Genomic DNA, 17,188 nt, shown 5'->3' on the forward strand with positions numbered 1-17,188 from the left:
AAATACCCGGGAGTCTGAAACACAACGGCTCAAAAACTACACAACGTCCGGTTTCGTATCAATCCGAAGTGAGAACATTCGCACCTTCTCCGGCACAGTGTGGCTTTACGGCAACCATCCCGCTCCTGGCCGGGTGCTGACGATCTTCAGTGTCCTGCCGTCTTTCGGGTCATCATCCGTCAGCCCGGCGCGGGCGCCATATGGTAAGGCACAACACCGCGCTCCTCGCCGCCGGCATCGATCTGAAATCCGGCCGCCGGGATCGCGCGGTGGCGACAGTCTGTCCGGATGCAGGCCCGGCAACCCGGTCCGATCGGGATGATCATCCGCTCATCGGACAGATCCAGCCCGGCTGAATAAACCAGTTCCGGCGCGTGCGCGACCGAACAACCCAGAACGACAGCGACACTGCGGGGGCGATCGAAATACGACACACCGGCATGTCCGACCGTGCGGGCGACGTTCAGGAACACCGCGTCATCCGTCGTGCGCGACACCTGCACGTGAAGCTGTCCTGGGGCGGAAAATGCCCGGAACACATTCCACAGCGAACATAATCCGCCGAAGCGCGGCAGGCTGAATCGGGTTGCGCTGTGACTTTTGAGAATATTGCCCGCAATATCCGTTTTGATGAAATAGAACGGGATGCCTTCCTCGCCCGGTCGCTGCATGGTCGAAAGGCGGTGACAGACCTGTTCGAAACTCACGCCGAACTGGCGCTGAAGCTGATCGAGATCGTGCTTCCGGTCACGGGCGGCCTGCCGGAAACGGCGGTAGGGCAGCAGAAGCGCGCCGGCAAAGTAGTTCCCCATCCCCACACGCGCCAGATCGCGCGCATCCGCCGTCGCCAGCCCGGAGCGCCTGACCGCCCGGTCCAGCTGACGCGCATAGTCGAGGCGCCCGATCACCTGCCCCATGCAGAACACGCTGCTTTCGGACGGAACGCCGTCGGCCATCAGCAGACGCCGGCCCCGGCGGTCGAAACGCCAGATCACCGCCCGGCTGTCCAGATCCGGATCGGTCACGACGCGGATGCCATGCCGGTCGCTCAGATACCGCACCAGACTGGCGGCCAGAATTCCCTCCCGCAGCATCTCGGATTCGTAAAGTTCCTCCGCACAGCGGTCGATTTCATCGAAATAGTTATTCTCGCGCTGAACCCAGTCACCCACGGCGTCATAGGGCGCGACCGGCACCTGTCCCGCACCCGGCCGCTCTTCCGGAGGCAATCCTGCCGCTCCCCGCGCTGCTTCTGAGAAAACGCGACTCTCTGCACCTGAATGTCCGGTATGACGGGCGGCACGATACGCATGGTAAAGCGTCGCGAAACATTCCGCGAGCGCCGGGGCCGCACGGATCGCCGCCTGCAGATCCGTCGGACGCAGGGAGGCCGAACGAAAAAGCGGATCGCCCAGAATCTCGCGAAGCGCCTGAATCTGACGGATTTCATCGCTGTCGCCGAACCAGGCGGCGGAGACACCGAACAGATTGCAAAGTTTTACCATTAATGGTGCCGGAACGGGCCGCTGGTCATTTTCGATCTGATTGAGATAGCTCGGAGACAGTCCAAGCTCAGCCGCCAGCGCCTGCTGTGTCTGGCCGCCACGACTGCGAAGCTCGCGAATCCGGGAGCCCGCAAACACCTTTCCCGCACGTTTCGACATCTTCGCAACCTTCGCAAAAACAGTCGTTACACTCGCTCGAATTCGCCCGACTGACCATAGTCCGCGCCGCAAACTCCGTCATACTCCGGTCTGTATTCAGGAACAGGGCGTCATCGCTATGCAGACTTACGAAATCAGGGTTCATCCGGAAAAAGACCGCCTTCCCCGCGAGAAGCAGCTCGCCTGGTATATCGCGGAGGTCGCCGCCGATCCCGTCGCCGTCGAACCCGCCGTCACAGAGATGATCATCAACCGGATCATCGACAACGCCTCCGTCGCCATCGCCTCCGTCAACCGCCACACCGTCACCACCGCCCGCGCCGAAGCCATTGCCCATGCCCGCCCCGGCGGCGCGACGCTTTTCGGCTGCGGTCCGGATATCCGCGTTCATGCCGAATGGGCCGCCTGGGCCAACGGAACCGCCGTGCGCGAGCTGGATTTCCACGATACCTTTCTTGCGGCGGAATACTCGCATCCCGGCGATAACATTCCCGCCATCCTCGCGGTGGCCCAGCAGTGCAGACGATCCGGAAAAGATCTCATCCGGGGCATCGCCACGGGCTATGAGATTCAGATCGACCTTGTGCGCGGCATCTGCCTGCATGCCCACAAGATCGACCATGTCGCTCATCTCGGCCCGTCCGTCGCCGCCGGGATCGGCACGCTGCTTGATCTGCCGGCGGAGACGATCCTGCAGTCCATTCAGCATGCGCTGCATGTGACGACGGCGACGCGCCAAAGCCGCAAAGGCGAGATTTCCTCCTGGAAAGCGTATGCGCCGGCGCATGCGGGCAAGCTGGCGGTCGAGGCGGTGGACCGCGCCATGCTCGGCGAAACGTCGCCTGCGCCGATCTATGAAGGTGAGGACGGCGTCATCGCATGGATGCTGGATGGGAAAGACGCGCGCTATTTCGTCCGTCTTCCGGAAGCCGGTGAGCCGAAGCGCGCCATTCTGGACAGCTACACGAAAGAGCATTCGGCGGAATATCAGAGCCAGGCTCTGATCGATCTGGCTTTCCGGCTGGGTAAACAGGTGAAAAACTGGGACGACGTGAAGGATGTTCTGATCGAGACCAGCCATCACACGCATTACGTCATCGGCACCGGCTCGAACGATCCGCAGAAATTCGATCCGGACGCCTCGCGCGAGACGCTGGATCACTCGATCATGTATATTGTCGCGGTCGCTCTGCAGGACGGCTCCTGGCACCATGTGAAATCCTATGCGCCTGAAAGAGCGCATCGCGCGGACACCGTTCGTCTGTGGAAGAAAATCCACACGATCGAGGACCCGGCCTGGACGGAGCGTTATCATGCGACCGATCCGGCTGTGAAAGCCTTTGGCGGTCGCATCACCATCACGATGAACGATGGTTCCGTCATCGCCGATGAACTCGCTGTCGCGAATGCTCATCCACTTGGCGCAACGTCCTGGACACGCCCGGATTATATCAGAAAGTTCCGCACGCTGACGGAAGGGATCATCGATCCGAAAGAGGCCGATCGCTTCCTTGCCCTTGTCCAGCGTCTGCCTGAGCTGACGGCGGAGGAACTGTGCGGGCTTGAAATCGCGCTTCCTGCCGGTGAACTGAAGAAAAATTCCAATACCGGAATCTTCGGATACGGACAGTAAGCACAGCGTTCAGAGCCGCCACAGCAACGGGGCTCTGCCCCATCCTCCGGCAGAAGGCGCGCCTTCTGCACCTCGGTTTATTGACCAGGCCGGGATTGAAGGGGCCGCGCCCTCTCGCGGGGTTCGGGGCGGAATCCTGAGACAGAAGAACGAGAAAGAGGAGCCGTCAGATGACATATACCTCTCACGACAAACGCCCGAAGAAGTCCGTCGCGCTTTCCGGCGTGGCGGCGGGGACCACGGAACTGTGCACGGTCGGCCACAGCGGAAACGACCTGCACTATCGCGGCTATGACATCAAAGATCTTGCGGAGCACTGCGAGTATGAGGAGGTGGCGCATCTTCTCATCCACGGCCATCTGCCCGACGCGGCGGAGCTTGCGGCGTACAAGGCCCATCTCCGTTCCCTGCGCGGTCTGCCGGAAGGTGTGAAGCGTGTGCTGGAGGATATTCCCGCCGCCGCGCATCCCATGGATGTAATGCGCACCGCCATGTCCGCCTTTGGCTGCATTCTGCCCGAACGCCGTGACATGACCCCGGTGGGTGCGCGGGAAATCGCTGATCGCAGCATCGCTTCTCTCGGATCGATCCTGCTGTACTGGTATCATTTCGCGACCAACGGCAAACGCATCAACGTGGAAACCGATGATGACAGCATCGGCGGGCATTTTCTCCACCTGCTGCATGGAGAGGCCCCGCCGGATGAATGGGTCCGGGCGATGCATGTCTCCCTGATCCTTTACGCGGAACATGAGTTCAACGCATCCACCTTCGCCTGTCGTGTTGTCGCCGGAACCGGGTCGGACATGTATTCCGCTCTCTGCGCCGGCATCGGCGCTCTGCGCGGGCCGAAGCATGGCGGCGCGAATGAGGTGGCGCTGGAAATTCAGCAGCGTTACCTCACCCCGGATGCGGCGGAGGCGGATATCCGTCGCCGCATCGAAAACCGCGAGGTCATCATCGGGTTTGGGCATCCGGTCTACACCATTGCTGATCCGCGCAACGAGATCATCAAACGCACCGCACATGCGCTGTCGCGCCGTGCCGGTTCGATGCGGCTTTATAACGTCGCCGCTCGCCTTGAAACCGTCATGGCCGACACCAAGAAGATGTTTCCCAATCTCGACTGGTTCAGCGCCGTTTCTTACAACATGATGCGGATTCCGACAGCGATGTTCACGCCGGTTTTCGTCATCGCCCGCAGCGCCGGCTGGTGCGCGCATGTCATCGAACAGCGCGAAAACGGAAAAATCATTCGTCCGTCAGCCGAATATACTGGCCCCGAAGACCGGGCCTTTGTTCCCATGCATCAGCGCGGCAGCGCTCTGGAGGAAGCAGCATGACCTATCTCGTCGGGGCTGACTGCCCGAATCTTCCCGCTGGTCAGCGGTTCAGGGCGCTTCTTGAACGGCCGGGCATTCTCCGGCTGCCCGGCGCCCATAATGGTCAGGCCGGTCTGCAGGCGAAAGATGCCGGGTTCGAGGCGCTTTATCTGTCGGGTGCGGCCATGACGGCCAGCATGGGCCTGCCGGATCTCGGGATCATCACCATTGATCAGGTGGCGTTCTTCATCCGGCAGATCGTGCATGCGACGGGTCTGCCTCTGCTCGTGGATGGCGATACGGGATATGGAGAAATCCTGAATGTCATGAACATGGTTCGCGTTTTCGAGGATGCAGGCGCCGGCGCGGTTCATCTCGAAGACCAGCTTCTGCCCAAGAAATGCGGCCATCTGAACGACAAGAAGCTTGCTTCGGCTCATGACATGGCGATGAAGGTCGATGCCGCGCGGCGCGCTTCCCGCGATATCGTCATCATCGCCCGGACCGACGCCGCGGCGAGCGAAGGGATCGACGGTGCTGTCGCCCGCGCGAAAGCCTATGTTGCGGCCGGGGCGGATGCGATTTTTCCCGAGGCTCTGACCACGGCGGACATGTTCCGCGAATTTGCCCGCCGCATGCCTGGCGTGAAACTGCTCGCCAACATGACCGAATTCGGACGCACGCCGTTCTTCACTGCCAGTGAGTTCGAGTCCATGGGCTACAGCATGGTGATCTGGCCTGTCAGTTCCCTGCGTGTTGCCAACAAGGCTCAGGCTGAGCTTTATGCCACGCTGAAACGCTATGACAGCACGGAAGGCATGGTGGACCGCATGCAGACGCGGGAGGAGCTTTACCGCACGCTTCGCTACCATGAATACGAGGCGCTGGATCGCGGCATTGTCGAAACCGTCCTGCCCACGATCGACAGATAAAAACAGCGTCTTTCCGGAAAACACATAAGAACAGCAAAGTCCGGAAAAACCCGTACAGATCACCGCGCGGCCTCACAGGCCGCGCGGACCGTTTTCAGGAGAACAGACCAGTGTCCGACACGATGGAGCGCACCACACTCTGGGACATCACAGGCGTTGACCCGGATAAGGCCCGTGCGGTTGCCGCCATGCGAAGACAGGTCGCCACAGATCCGGATCGTTTCTGGCTGGATCAGGCGAAACGCATCGCATGGGACACGTTTCCCACTGTCGCCTGCAACACCAGTTTCGATGGCGATGTCTCCATCCGCTGGTATGAGGACGGGACTCTGAATGCCTCCGTCAGCTGTCTCGACCGGCATCTGGCCACGCGTGGCGATCAGACCGCGCTGATCTGGCAGGGGGATGACGCCGCCATCTCCCGGAAACTGACATTTCGTGAACTGCACTCGGAAGTCTGCCGCTTCGCCAATGTTCTGTGCGGTCTCGGCGTCAGACGTGGTGACCGTGTGGCTATTCATCTGCCCATGGTCACGGAAGGGTTCGTCGCCATGCTGGCCTGCGCCCGCATTGGTGCGGTTCATGTCGTACTGTTCGGCGGGTTCTCGCCTGAGGGGATCGGAGAACGTCTGATCGACAGCGGCGCGGTGGCCGTTGTCACCTGCGACACCGCGCGGCGCGGCGCAAAACGCGTGCCGCACAAGGAGACGATTGACGCCGCTCTGAGCCATGCGGGTACGATCGGAGCGGTCCGGAATGTCATCGTCGTGCGGGTCACCGGCGATGATGTGCCGATGAAGGAGGGCCGCGATCACGATTACACGGCGCTTGTCGCACAGGCTTCTCCTGAGTGCGTTCCGGAAATCATGCGGGCCGAAGATCCGCTTTTCCTGCTTTATACATCCGGCAGCACAGGAAAACCGAAAGCTATCGTCCATACCACCGGTGGCTACATGGTCTGGGCCACCTACACCGTTGACGTCACCTTCCCTTCCGAACCGGACACCACGCACTGGTGCACGGCTGACGTCGCGTGGATCACCGGACATACCTTCGTCGTTTACGGTCCGCTTTCGAACGGCACCACAACCCTTATTTACGAAGGTCTGCCCGGCTGGCCTCAGGCCGGCCGCTGGTGGGATATCATCGACCGTTACAACGTCTCGAGTTTTTTCACCGCGCCGACCGCCATCCGTTCCCTGATGCGGGATGGCGACGATCTGCCGCGTCGTTACTCCCTCGCCTCCCTGCGCCGTCTGGCGTCGGCGGGCGAACCGATCAGCGCCGACGCCTGGCTATGGTTTTATGAGGAAATCGGTCAGAAACGCTGCCCGGTCATCGATATGTGGTGGCAGACCGAAACCGCAGGCCCCATGCTGAGCGCCATTGCCGGGGCGCAGCCTCTGAAGCCCGGCTGGGCCACGACACCAATCCCCGGTCTTTTCGCCTCGATCACGAATGAAAAAGGCGAGGTTGTGACCCCGGAAGGTGAGGCGGAAGGCTGTCTGTGCTTCGACAGCTCCTGGCCGGGACAGGCGCGGACAATCTGGGGCGATCACAAAAGATTTCGCGAAACCTATTTCACCTTCAGCCCCGGCCGTTATTTCTCCGGTGACGGCGCGCGCCGCGATGAATACGGCAATCTGATGATTACCGGCCGCATGGACGATGTGATCAATGTCTCCGGGCATCGCATCGGCACGGCCGAGATCGAGGATGCGGTCGCGACCGATCATTCCATCGCGGAAGCGGCGGCTGTCGGGATCAGTCACGATCTGAAGGGTCAGGGCATTGTCGTTTTCGTCGTGGCCCGTTCGGAGAAAGTTGCGCCGCCTGTCGGGGATCTTGCCCGGATCATCAGCGAACGCGTGGGACGCTATGCGGCGCCGGAGCGTGTTTATCTGGTGAACGAACTGCCCAAGACCCGTTCGGGGAAAATCGTTCGTCGCCTGCTGCGAAAAATCGCGTCCGGCGAAACAGACAGTCTGGGCGATCTGTCTTCTCTCGCTGATTCATCCGTTGTTCCCGCTCTGATCGCTCAGGTTACGGCACAGAGCGGCGCGGGCTGAGTTTGCCGGCCGGTGCGGCGGACCTGCCCCGTAGCGGAAAAGCTCGTCGTGGCTTTGCGCGACGAGCCTTTCCGGTTAATGCGATCAGAACCTTTGCGGGGTTCGCGGCGAAGTCCGGACACCGCTCCGTAAGACAATTCTTCCCTCGTCCCGCAAACAATGCTCTAACTGACGCACACGGAATGTGTCGCCGGACATCCCATCGGCGCCGCGTCCCGCGATAAGAAAAACAGAGGCGAACCCGCCCTGATGCGTCAGGAGAAGAAACAGGTGACCGACATTTCGGACCGCCCGGTAATCCGCAACCTCGCTGACGTCGATCCGGTCAGAGCACAGCAGGTTGCCGCCCTGCGCGCCCATGCCCTGTCCGATCCAGAAGCGTTCTGGCTTGAACAGGCGCAGCGGATCGACTGGGCGACCTTCCCGACCGCCGCCTCGGCCGCATCCTTCGACGGCGACGTCTCGATCCGCTGGTATGAGGACGGAACCCTCAACGCCTCCGTCAGCTGTCTCGACCGGCATCTGGAGACACGCGGCGACCAGCCTGCCCTGATATGGCAGGCCGACGATGCGGCTGTCTCCCGTACCCTGACATTCCGTGAGTTGCACGCCGAAGTCTGCCGCCTTGCCAACGCCCTGCGCGGCCTCGGTGTAAAACGCGGTGACCGTGTCGCGATCCATCTGCCGATGGTCGTCGAAGGCGTTGCCGCCATGCTTGCCTGCGCCCGCATCGGTGCGATTCATGTTGTGCTGTTCGGTGGTTTTTCGCCCGAGGGCATCGGCGAGCGCCTGATCGACAGCGGCGCCGTCGCGGTCATTACCTGCGATTTCAGCCGTCGCGGCGCCAAACGCATCCCGCACAAAACAACCGTCGACGCCGCTCTCGCCCACGCCGGAACCATCGGCGCGGTGAAGAACGTCATTGTCGTGCAGGTCACCGGCGACGCTGTTCCCATGACGGAAGGCCGCGACCACGACTACACCACTCTCGTCTCGCCGCAGGAAACGGAATGCGCGCCGGAAATCATGCGGGCGGAAGATGTTCTTTTCCTGCTTTACACCTCCGGCAGCACCGGAAAACCGAAAGCCATGGTGCATGCCACAGGCGGCTACATGGTCTGGGCCGCCTGCACGACCGACTGGACGCTGTCTCCTCAGCCTGGAAAAATCCACTGGTGCACAGCCGATATCGCATGGATCACCGGGCATACCTATGTGGTTTATGGTCCGCTGCTGAGCGGTACCACGACGCTGATTTATGAAGGGCTGCTCGGCTGGCCGCAGCCCGGTCGCTGGTGGGACATCGTGGACCGCTATCAGGTTTCCTGCCTTTACACCGCGCCGACCGCCATCCGCGCCCTGATGCGCGACGGCGACGACGTTCCCCGCGAATACTCCCTCGCCTCGCTGGAACGGCTGGCCTGCGCCGGGGAGCCGATCAGCCCGGACGCCTGGGAATGGTTCTACACCGTGATCGGCCAGCAGCGCTGTCCGGTCGCCGATATGTGGTGGCAGACGGAAACCGGCGGCGGCATGCTCTGCGTCATTCCCGGCGCGCAGCCCATGAAACCCGGCTGGGCCACGACCCCGCTGCCCGGCCTGTCCGCAGTCCTCACGAACGAAAAAGGCGAGATCATCGAAGGCGCCACCGAAGGTGCTCTCTGTTTCACGCAGTCCTGGCCCGGTCAGGCAAGGACGATCTGGGGCGACCATAAACGCTTCCGTGAAACCTATTTCACCTTCAGCCCCGGTAAATACTTCGCCGGGGACGGCGCCCGGCGGGATGAGAACGGTTATTACATGATCACCGGCCGCATGGATGACGTGATCAATGTGTCCGGTCACCGTATCGGCACGGCTGAGATCGAAGACGCGCTGGCGACCTGTCACTCTGTCTCGGAGGCTGCCGCTGTCGGGATAAATCATGACCTGAAAGGCCAGGGTATCGTCGTCTTCGTCGTGGCGCGATCCGCGAAAGTCGCCCCGCCGGTCGACGAACTGTCCCGCGTCATCTGCGAACGCGTCGGACGCTATGCGGCGCCGGAACGCATCTATCTCGTAAAGGACATGCCCAAAACCCGGTCCGGAAAGATCGTCCGTCGCCTGCTGCGAAAAATCGCATCCGGCGAAACGGAAAATCTCGGTGATCTCTCCGCGCTGGCGGACCCCGCCGTCATACCGGCGCTGATTGCGGCCGTCGGAGAGCAGACTATCACCGGGTAATGAAACGGAACCCACCCGTCACAGGATGTTGCCATTCGTTACGTGTGCCTTAACACCTTCTCAACGCCTGACGGAAGAGAATGGAACTGTTCCAGTAACAGGAGTTCAGTTCGTGTCCTCTTCCATCTCCGGCGTTTCCGGTACGTCCCTCACCAGCCTGTACGACACGTCATCGGCCAGTTCGTCCTCGTCGGCCGGCAGTTCCTCCTCCACATCATCTTCTTCGTCCGACACGACGACGGAAACCGTGAACAGCGACGGCACCATCACTATCACCGTGACAGACGCCTCGGGCAACGTCGTTTCGAAAACCACCGAAGGCTCGGCAAGCCAGTCGGCCAGTTCCGATGACGGCTCGCTCGACACATATGCCTGATCGGGTCGCCTGACCCGGATGCCGGCACTCCGGCGCCTGACCGGGGCGACCGCCTTGCCCGGCTTCTGCGCCCCGTGCTTTTCTCCGGCACACTGACAGGCCCGGCGATATTTGTCCGACACTGTCAGCTGGCGAGGATCTCAGGCGGGCAGCGCCGCTTTTCCGGCCGGGGCCGCCCTTCATGTGTCGGAAAAGATATTCCGTTTCCAGTAATATCCCGGATCAGCCTCAACTGGTCTGTTCAGTCCCTTCTGAGACCGCCGAGACCAGGTTCCACGGAACGACCGCGCCATCCAGACGCCGCACATCCACCTTATAAACATCCCGCATGGCGGCATCCGTCATGACATCTTCCGGTCGTCCGCAGCCTGCAAGCCGCCCTTCCTGAAGAAGCGCCACCCGGTCGCAGAAACGTGCCGCGAGCGTCAGGTCGTGAAGAACGACTGTCACGCTCATGCCTTTTCGCGCCAGTGACCGGAAAAGCGCCATCACGGAAAGCGCATGTGCCGGGTCCAGCGCTGCAATCGGCTCATCCGCAAGGAGATAGGGCGCTTCCACCGCCAGAGCCCGCGCCAGCAGCACGCGGGCCAGTTCGCCCCCGGACAGCGCCGAAGCCGGTCGTTCCCGCAACGGTATCGTGCCTGTTTCCTCCATCGCCCGGATGATCGCATCCTGATCCGCCGCATCGCCCCCGAACGGCAGCCGTCCGAGAGACACCAGATCATGCACCGCCATAGGCGGCGGTTCTCCACCATTCTGCGGCATGAACGCAATCTGCGTTGCACGACGGCGGGACGACATCGCCGCAAGCGGCTCGTCATCCAGAACAACGCTGCCGGCATCGGGTTGCCGCAGGCCGGCCAGGACACGCAGCAGGCTGCTTTTGCCTGCCCCGTTCGGGCCGATCAGCCCCAGCACCTCTCCCCGGCGCGCCGTCAGCGACACATCGTGCAGAACCGTCATACCGCCGAGCGACAGGCTGATACGCCCGGCACACAGCCCTTCCGGCGCCCCGGCCGTCCCGCTCATGTTACGGTCCGTTTCAGACGGATCACCCGCCAGAAAAACAGCGGTGCCCCGGCAAGCGCCGTCAGCACTCCGACATGGAGTTCCGAACTTGTCGGAATTACCCGCGCCAGCCCGTCAGCGAAGAGAAGCAGCATCGCCCCGCCCAGAAAGGACGGGACCAGCAGCCGCCCCGGACGATATCCCGTCAGAGGCCGCAGCAGATGTGGCACGACCAGCCCGACAAACCCGATCGCGCCTGACACCGCCACGCAGGACCCGACGGCGAGCGCCGCGCCGACGACGATCCGCATCTGCGCCCCGAACAGGCCGCTGCTGCGAAATCCGAGACTTTCGGCAACATCCTCTCCGAGCGTCAGCGCATCCAGCGTGCGCCGCACCGAAAACATGAGCGTGCCGCCCGCGACAATCCCCGGCAGACACAGCCACACATGAGTCATCGTCCGGTCGGCGAGAGAGCCCATCAGCCAGTGCATGATTTCAAAAGACGCATATGGACTCGGCATGAGATTGAGTGTCAGAGACGTCATCGCAGCAAAAAAACTGGTCAGCGCCGCCCCGGCCAGAAGCAGGGCCATTGTGCCGCCCTGCCCCACCAGTCCGATAAGCGCCGCGACAGCGAAAAGCGCCCCGGCCAGCCCCCCGGCAGGCAGAGCCAGCGCGACACGGGCCGAGAGTCCGGTATAAAACGTCACCACCGCCCCGAGCGCCGCGCCGCCGGAAACGCCAAGCAGACCCGGATCGGCAAGCGGATTGCGAAGATATCCCTGCAGAACCGCTCCCGAAAGCCCCAGCGTTCCGCCGATCAGCACCGCAAGCAGTGCGCGCGGCAGCCGGAGCTGCCCGAGAATGATCGCGCCGATACTGTGTCGTCCCGCGAGAAGATCACGAAAAGCATCTGTAATATCAAGGGATGTTTCTCCCCACAGGAGGGCGCAGACGAACAGGATGACAAGCCCGGCTGAGAGGGCGGCGATCAGAAAACGATCCGGGTGGCGATCCGTCATCGGCTGGCCTCCAGTGCCTGGCGGGCTTTGACCAGCGCCTCAAGCGCATCGAGCGTCCCCGGCAGGCCACAAAGCCAGCGCGCCGCGGGAACGACGAGCCGGTGCGGACCGGAAAACGCGCTCCGCAGAGCCGGACTGTTCAGCATCGCTCCGGCCAGTGAAACACCGCTGTCGGAAGGGTCGGGGATCAGCAGGTCTGGCCGGCCGGCGATCAGAACTTCCATCGGCAGGGTCTGCGTGTATCCGTCACCATGTGTCACCGTGAAATTGACGAATCCCGCGTGACGCAGCACGTCGTCCGGCAGGGAATCCCGCCCCGTCAGCCAGCCATTCGCCGTATAGATCGCCGCGACGGGCGCGCCGGCGGCGGGTGACGTGGAAAGACGCGCCAGGCGCGCGCCGAACGCCCGGATCAGCGCCTCGCCCCGCTCCGGCGCGCCCAGCAGTTCCGCCATACGCCGGATCTGTTCAGGGATTTCGGCCAGACTGCTGACCGGCGCGAACGTCTCCACCCGCGCGCCCACCGACCGGGCGGCAAGCAGGGCGGTTTCAGTCGTGAACGTCCCGCCGAGAACGAGATCGGGTTTCTGAGCCAGCAGGACTTCGGCATCCGGACGAATCACCGGAAAATGCCGCGCCTGATCACAAAGCATCGCACTGGAACAGTCCCGCGACAGCACCGTCAGCCCCGCGATCTGCTCCGGTCGCGCCAGCAGCATCAGCAGCTGGTCCGTGCAGAGATTGAGAGAAATAACGCGGGTCGGCGCTTTTCCCTGAGCCATGTCGGCAAACGATGTCCCGAACGCGAGCAGTCCGGAAAGCGCGGCCACGACACTGTTCCGGACCGCGCGCCGCATTTCAGTAGCTCAGTGTAAAGCCGGCATAGCCGCCGCGACCTGGCTGCAGATACCCCAGTGAAGGTTCATACTGCCGGTTCAGCAGATTATCCGCGCGGACAAATACGGTGACATAACGGTTGATCTTATAGTTCGCGGCGATATCGATCGTGAAATAGCCGTGTCCTTTCGCGCAGGTGGCGCAGGTTGCATAACCGATGACCGGAAGGTCGCGCCAGCCGCTGGTGTAGAGGATGTTGCCGGAGAATGTCAGATTCCGGACGGGTGTCCATGTCGTGTTGAAATTGAATTTATGCTGCGGACGGCGCTGAAGTTCACCACCTGTCGACTCATCCCGCGTGTGCGTCCAGGTGTAGTTCAGATTAAATGCCAGGCTCTCAAGCGCTTTCCAGTTCAGGAACGCCTCGACGCCATACATCCGCGCTTTCGCGACATTGGCGTAAGAGTAAATGTAATTTCCTGAATCGATCGCGAGTGAGGACTGGATCAGATTCTGCACGCGGTTGTCATACCAGGTCGCGCCGAAATTCAGATGATTGTTCAGAAGTTTCTGCTCGACGCCGGCATCGTAGCCGATCAGCTTCTCGGCCCGGAGTTTCGGATTTCCGACTTCCGCGTAGCCTGCACCGACCTGACTGGCGAAGAGCTGATACAGTGACGGGCCGTGAAAACCCGAGCCGGCGCTGGCCTTGATGATCGTGCCGGTTCCGGGGACATGAATTGCCGGGGCCACGCGCCATGTCACATGGTTGCCGTAGCGGGAGTTCGCATCGTAACGGATGTTGGCAGCACCATAGAGAATCTTATTCCAGTTGCCCTGATACTGTCCGTATCCGGCGGTCGTATCCATGCTGGCCGAGTTGTTGTACCCGCTGTCCCATTCGCTGGCCGGAGTGTGGCTGGTGTTGAACGTGTCGTGGAAATGCTCCGCGCCGATCAGCAGAGAACCATACTGTCTGAGATTGAATGTGCCGTGCCAGTCAATTTTCAGGCGTGACGAGCGGTAGTAATCCGGGTCCGGATTAGCCGGGCTGCCATAATAGGTTCCCGTCTCCGTCCAGCGGTTGCGGTTGGTCATGTAGCCCAGCCCGATCACCTGCTCGAAAAAACCGCCGCCGGATACGAGATGCGCCGTGCCGCGGACCACGGCCTCGTTGCTGTTGTTTTGCTCTCTGAGGCCGGAATAGCCGTATTCATTCTCGCTCTGCAGATCGTAGAGGGAATAGGAGTGATAATTGCTCTGCACCAGCCGCGATGTCAGGCCGACATCGAAATTATCCGTGACATCGTAACCGAGACGGATATTCGCGCTTCTGTTGTCGTTCCGGTTGCCTTCATGCCGCTGCCGCCAGTCGGCGCCGTAGGCCCGCTCCGCATAGGCCGGAATGCTGTTGAATCCATCCATACGGTAGTGTGACAGATCGATATTGTAATGGAAGCGGCCCGCGCTGCCCCTTGCTCCGAACGCCTGATTGAATGTGCCGTAAGCGCCGCCTTCGATACGTACGAATGGCTTAAACCGTCCCTGCCCCTGTGCGGTCGTGATATCGATGACGCCGGCCATGGCGTCCGCGCCGTAAAGGCCGCTCTGCGGTCCGCGCAGAATCTCGATCCGTCCCATGCCGTCAGTCGTGAACTGGGCGGGATCGAATGAACCTGCGGGCGTGCTGCCGTCGTTGATGTCCATGCCGTCCAGGCGAACCTTTACCTGGTTCGCATTCCCCCCGCGCATGAAAATCGATGACGTGGCGCCGGGGCCGCCGGACTGGACCACATTCATGCCCACCTGACGGGCGAGAATATCCGACAATCCGCGACGCTGCTGGGTCTGGATCTGCTCTTCCGTGATGATCGTCATGCTGGTGCCGATCTCATCGGCCGGGGTCGGGCGGCGCGCGGCACTCACCGTAATCTGTTCCGGCAGGCCTGTATTCACCACTGTCTTCGGTTTTGCCGGGACTTTTGCCTCACCCGTTACGGGGGCACCGGACGTCTGTTTCTTTCCGGTGTTCTGCCGGGCCGGTGTATCGGCGCGAGCCTCATGCAGAACAAGCGCTGGCAGAAAGGTGGAGGCAATCAGAAAACTACGGAAAACAGACATGGCGTTTTACAGGTCTCGCGGTCACGTTAGCTGCCACGAGAACGCATCATCGCCAGACCGCGTCATAAGACAGTCAGCGATATCGCCCGCCAGAACACCCCGTCCAGCGTTTCCCGGTCGCAACCAATGATGACGGCAGGTTTCCTGGCTCGCGGCGTTGTTCCCTGCGCAACCTTCCCGGGAGAGACCTTCCCAGTGGCCCGGACCAGACTGTCCGGTTACAGCGCAGTCATACCGCTTACAGTTGCGGGGACAGCCGCAGCTTTGGACGTCTCCATCCGCACTGCATTCCCTTTTGACCCCGGATCAGCGGGGCACCGTCGCGGCCTTATCTCTGCCCCGATCTGTTTCTGTCAAGAAACCGTTCCGCATATCTCACCGGACAGGCCGGTCCGCAGACCTCTGCCCGGCAAGGCCGCCGGTTCCGGGCGCCGCCGTCCAGGGGTGTTATATCTGATGAACATAACTCAGGTGTTGCGCCAGAGGATCGTCCGGCGAACGAAAATCCATCACCGGGATCAGCGTCCGGCCTGTTGTCCCGGTGGATCACCCACAAAACAGAGTGGCCATGCACCGGAACCTGGAAAATCCGCATCCGGACGTGCAGCGGATCACTGGCCGCCAGTCATCGGCGGCGGTCACCACCAGCCGAAAAGGATTCCTCTCAGAGCTCGTTCCAGGGTTGCAGACCACGAACCGTCTCCTTCTGCACGCGCCGGACCGACGGTCGCTCATCCGCGGGCGGCGGCAGCAGGGCGAGATAATCCACCAGCAGCGCGGACGGCCTGCGAAGATCGATCAGCGATTCCGCCGTCCGCATCCGTTCAACGATGGACAGGCCAAGATGAACGTCATCCAGCACGCGCTTCGCCAGACGTTTGAGCGAGTCCCGGTAATCCGCCGGACGCGACAGGCCCCCGCCGATCGAGGCCAGATTCCGCAGACGCCGGTTGCCCCGCTCGAACGCAATCATCAGGGAGTCAGGCCAGGACGCCCGCGGCCAGTGAATCAGCAGATCTTCCGCCACCAGCAGATCGAACTGCAGCCGGCATGCACGCGCCGCCACGCTCCTGAGCTGCGCGGCGGGAAGCACGTGCACAGAGCAGCGATTCGCAAAGCGGATCAGAGACAGAATAGTGGCCAGGTCCGGCACCTCCAGCCACAATGTCACGCGACGTCCCTCCCGCGCCACGGCTTTTACCCCTTTCAGGTCTTGCAGAATCTTCGTGCAACGCGCCTCAAAAAGCGGGAAAACCTCCGCCAGCGCCTCATCGCAGGCGGCGACATAACGGCCCTTATGCGCGAAGGACAGCGCAACGGTCCGCGCCGCCGGGAGCACGATGTCGATCTCATTGCGCGCCGCGAGAAGCAGCGGCATCGCGAACGTCCAGGCCAGTATCCCTGTGCCGGCGATACGGGTCAGCGCGGCCAGCAGTCCGGACCGGTCCGCCACGGCCGGCACAGGGCTGCTCCCGTGCGGAAACAGGAGTGGCGCCTCGGCGAACAGGACTGCAAGCGATGGCAACAACCCGGTAATGTCGGTGGTCTTCAGCCCGGCCGTCACCGCCATCTCGTCCAGCACGGTCGGCGGCACAGGACGCGACAGCACCGCCGCCGCCCGCGCCCAGAGCAGTTCGGACGCACGCTGCACCGGGTCGGCCCATTCCGGCTCTTCCAGCGGGTCACGCGCCGGCAGCCTGCTCCCGTTTCCCGATTCAATCAGCCGCAGAACCAGATCGGCCTCAGGGTAACAGTCGAACATCCAGATCCGCAGGGGTTCGAGCAGCGTATCCGGAATGCGGGTCGTCGATTCCTTCAGGGACCGGCGCCACTGCGCGGACGGCACGACCAGCGGCCAGAGCGGCCGGAACAGCAGATCGAACGGCATAATGCCCGGCCCGGCAACGGAGACTTCAGCTTCCTCGTCGCCGGCGGACCGGGAAAGGAACGACGCACGGCTCGTCGCGGACAGTCCCAT

The 17,188-nt window shown here is 62.1% G+C and carries 11 protein-coding genes, 1 pseudogene and 1 riboswitch; of the genes and pseudogenes, 5 read left to right on the forward strand and 7 right to left on the reverse strand.

The features are described from left to right. Positions 1–179: 179 nt before the first annotated feature. A complete protein-coding gene (locus GOB93_RS08090) occupies positions 180–1,664 on the reverse strand; it encodes a helix-turn-helix domain-containing protein (protein WP_173582993.1) in 1,485 nt (494 codons plus the stop codon). Positions 1,665–1,782: 118 nt separating this feature from the next. Between GOB93_RS08090 and GOB93_RS08095 the strand changes: the two genes are divergently transcribed. From GOB93_RS08095 to acs (GOB93_RS08115), 5 genes are all read left to right on the forward strand, one after another. Beyond that, complete coding sequence (locus tag GOB93_RS08095) at positions 1,783–3,297, forward strand: MmgE/PrpD family protein (RefSeq protein ID WP_173582994.1); 1,515 nt, start codon at positions 1,783–1,785, stop codon at positions 3,295–3,297. Positions 3,298–3,467: 170 nt separating this feature from the next. Then, positions 3,468–4,640, forward strand: a complete 1,173-nt coding sequence (gene prpC / locus GOB93_RS08100; protein WP_173582995.1) for a bifunctional 2-methylcitrate synthase/citrate synthase — start codon at positions 3,468–3,470, stop codon at positions 4,638–4,640. Continuing rightward, a complete protein-coding gene (prpB, locus tag GOB93_RS08105; protein WP_173582996.1) occupies positions 4,637–5,551 on the forward strand; it encodes a methylisocitrate lyase in 915 nt (304 codons plus the stop codon). Before prpC ends, prpB begins: the two co-directional genes overlap by 4 nt. A gap of 122 nt (positions 5,552–5,673) precedes the next feature. After that, positions 5,674–7,620 carry an acetate--CoA ligase gene (gene acs, locus GOB93_RS08110; RefSeq protein WP_173583037.1) on the forward strand — a complete coding sequence of 649 codons (1,947 nt, stop codon included), beginning with the start codon at positions 5,674–5,676 and terminating at the stop codon, positions 7,618–7,620. Between the two features lie 270 nt (positions 7,621–7,890). Beyond that, entirely contained in the window at positions 7,891–9,843 is a 1,953-nt protein-coding gene (gene acs, locus GOB93_RS08115; RefSeq protein WP_338422323.1) for an acetate--CoA ligase, read from the forward strand. Between the two features lie 105 nt (positions 9,844–9,948). Here the strand turns inward: acs (GOB93_RS08115) and GOB93_RS08120 are convergent, their stop codons facing one another. The 6 genes and pseudogenes from GOB93_RS08120 to GOB93_RS08145 all read right to left on the reverse strand — a co-directional run bounded on the left by GOB93_RS08120 (position 9,949) and on the right by GOB93_RS08145 (position 17,188). Next, on the reverse strand, positions 9,949–10,341 hold the full coding sequence (locus GOB93_RS08120) for a hypothetical protein (protein ID WP_173582998.1): 393 nt from the start codon (positions 10,339–10,341) through the stop codon (positions 9,949–9,951). A gap of 106 nt (positions 10,342–10,447) precedes the next feature. Continuing rightward, positions 10,448–11,161, reverse strand: a pseudogene (locus GOB93_RS08125) (ABC transporter ATP-binding protein); the annotation flags it as partial. A gap of 83 nt (positions 11,162–11,244) precedes the next feature. Further along, positions 11,245–12,252: a FecCD family ABC transporter permease gene (locus GOB93_RS08130; protein ID WP_173583000.1), complete on the reverse strand. Its 1,008-nt coding sequence runs from the start codon at positions 12,250–12,252 to the stop codon at positions 11,245–11,247. Next, the gene (locus GOB93_RS08135) at positions 12,249–13,109 is read right to left on the reverse strand and encodes an ABC transporter substrate-binding protein (protein ID WP_173583001.1); all 861 of its coding nucleotides are present in this window, start codon (positions 13,107–13,109) and stop codon (positions 12,249–12,251) included. The genes GOB93_RS08130 and GOB93_RS08135 overlap by 4 nt, the downstream gene beginning before the upstream one ends. A gap of 1 nt (position 13,110) precedes the next feature. Beyond that, positions 13,111–15,210, reverse strand: coding sequence for a TonB-dependent receptor plug domain-containing protein (locus GOB93_RS08140; protein ID WP_173583002.1), 2,100 nt, complete (start codon positions 15,208–15,210; stop codon positions 13,111–13,113). A gap of 117 nt (positions 15,211–15,327) precedes the next feature. Then, positions 15,328–15,547: riboswitch (cobalamin riboswitch) on the reverse strand. 327 nt (positions 15,548–15,874) lie between these two features. After that, positions 15,875–17,188 carry a hypothetical protein gene (locus GOB93_RS08145; protein ID WP_173583003.1) on the reverse strand — a complete coding sequence of 438 codons (1,314 nt, stop codon included), beginning with the start codon at positions 17,186–17,188 and terminating at the stop codon, positions 15,875–15,877.

Source organism: Acetobacter musti (assembly GCF_011516835.1).
Taxonomy (GTDB): Bacteria; Pseudomonadota; Alphaproteobacteria; order Acetobacterales; family Acetobacteraceae; genus Acetobacter; species Acetobacter musti.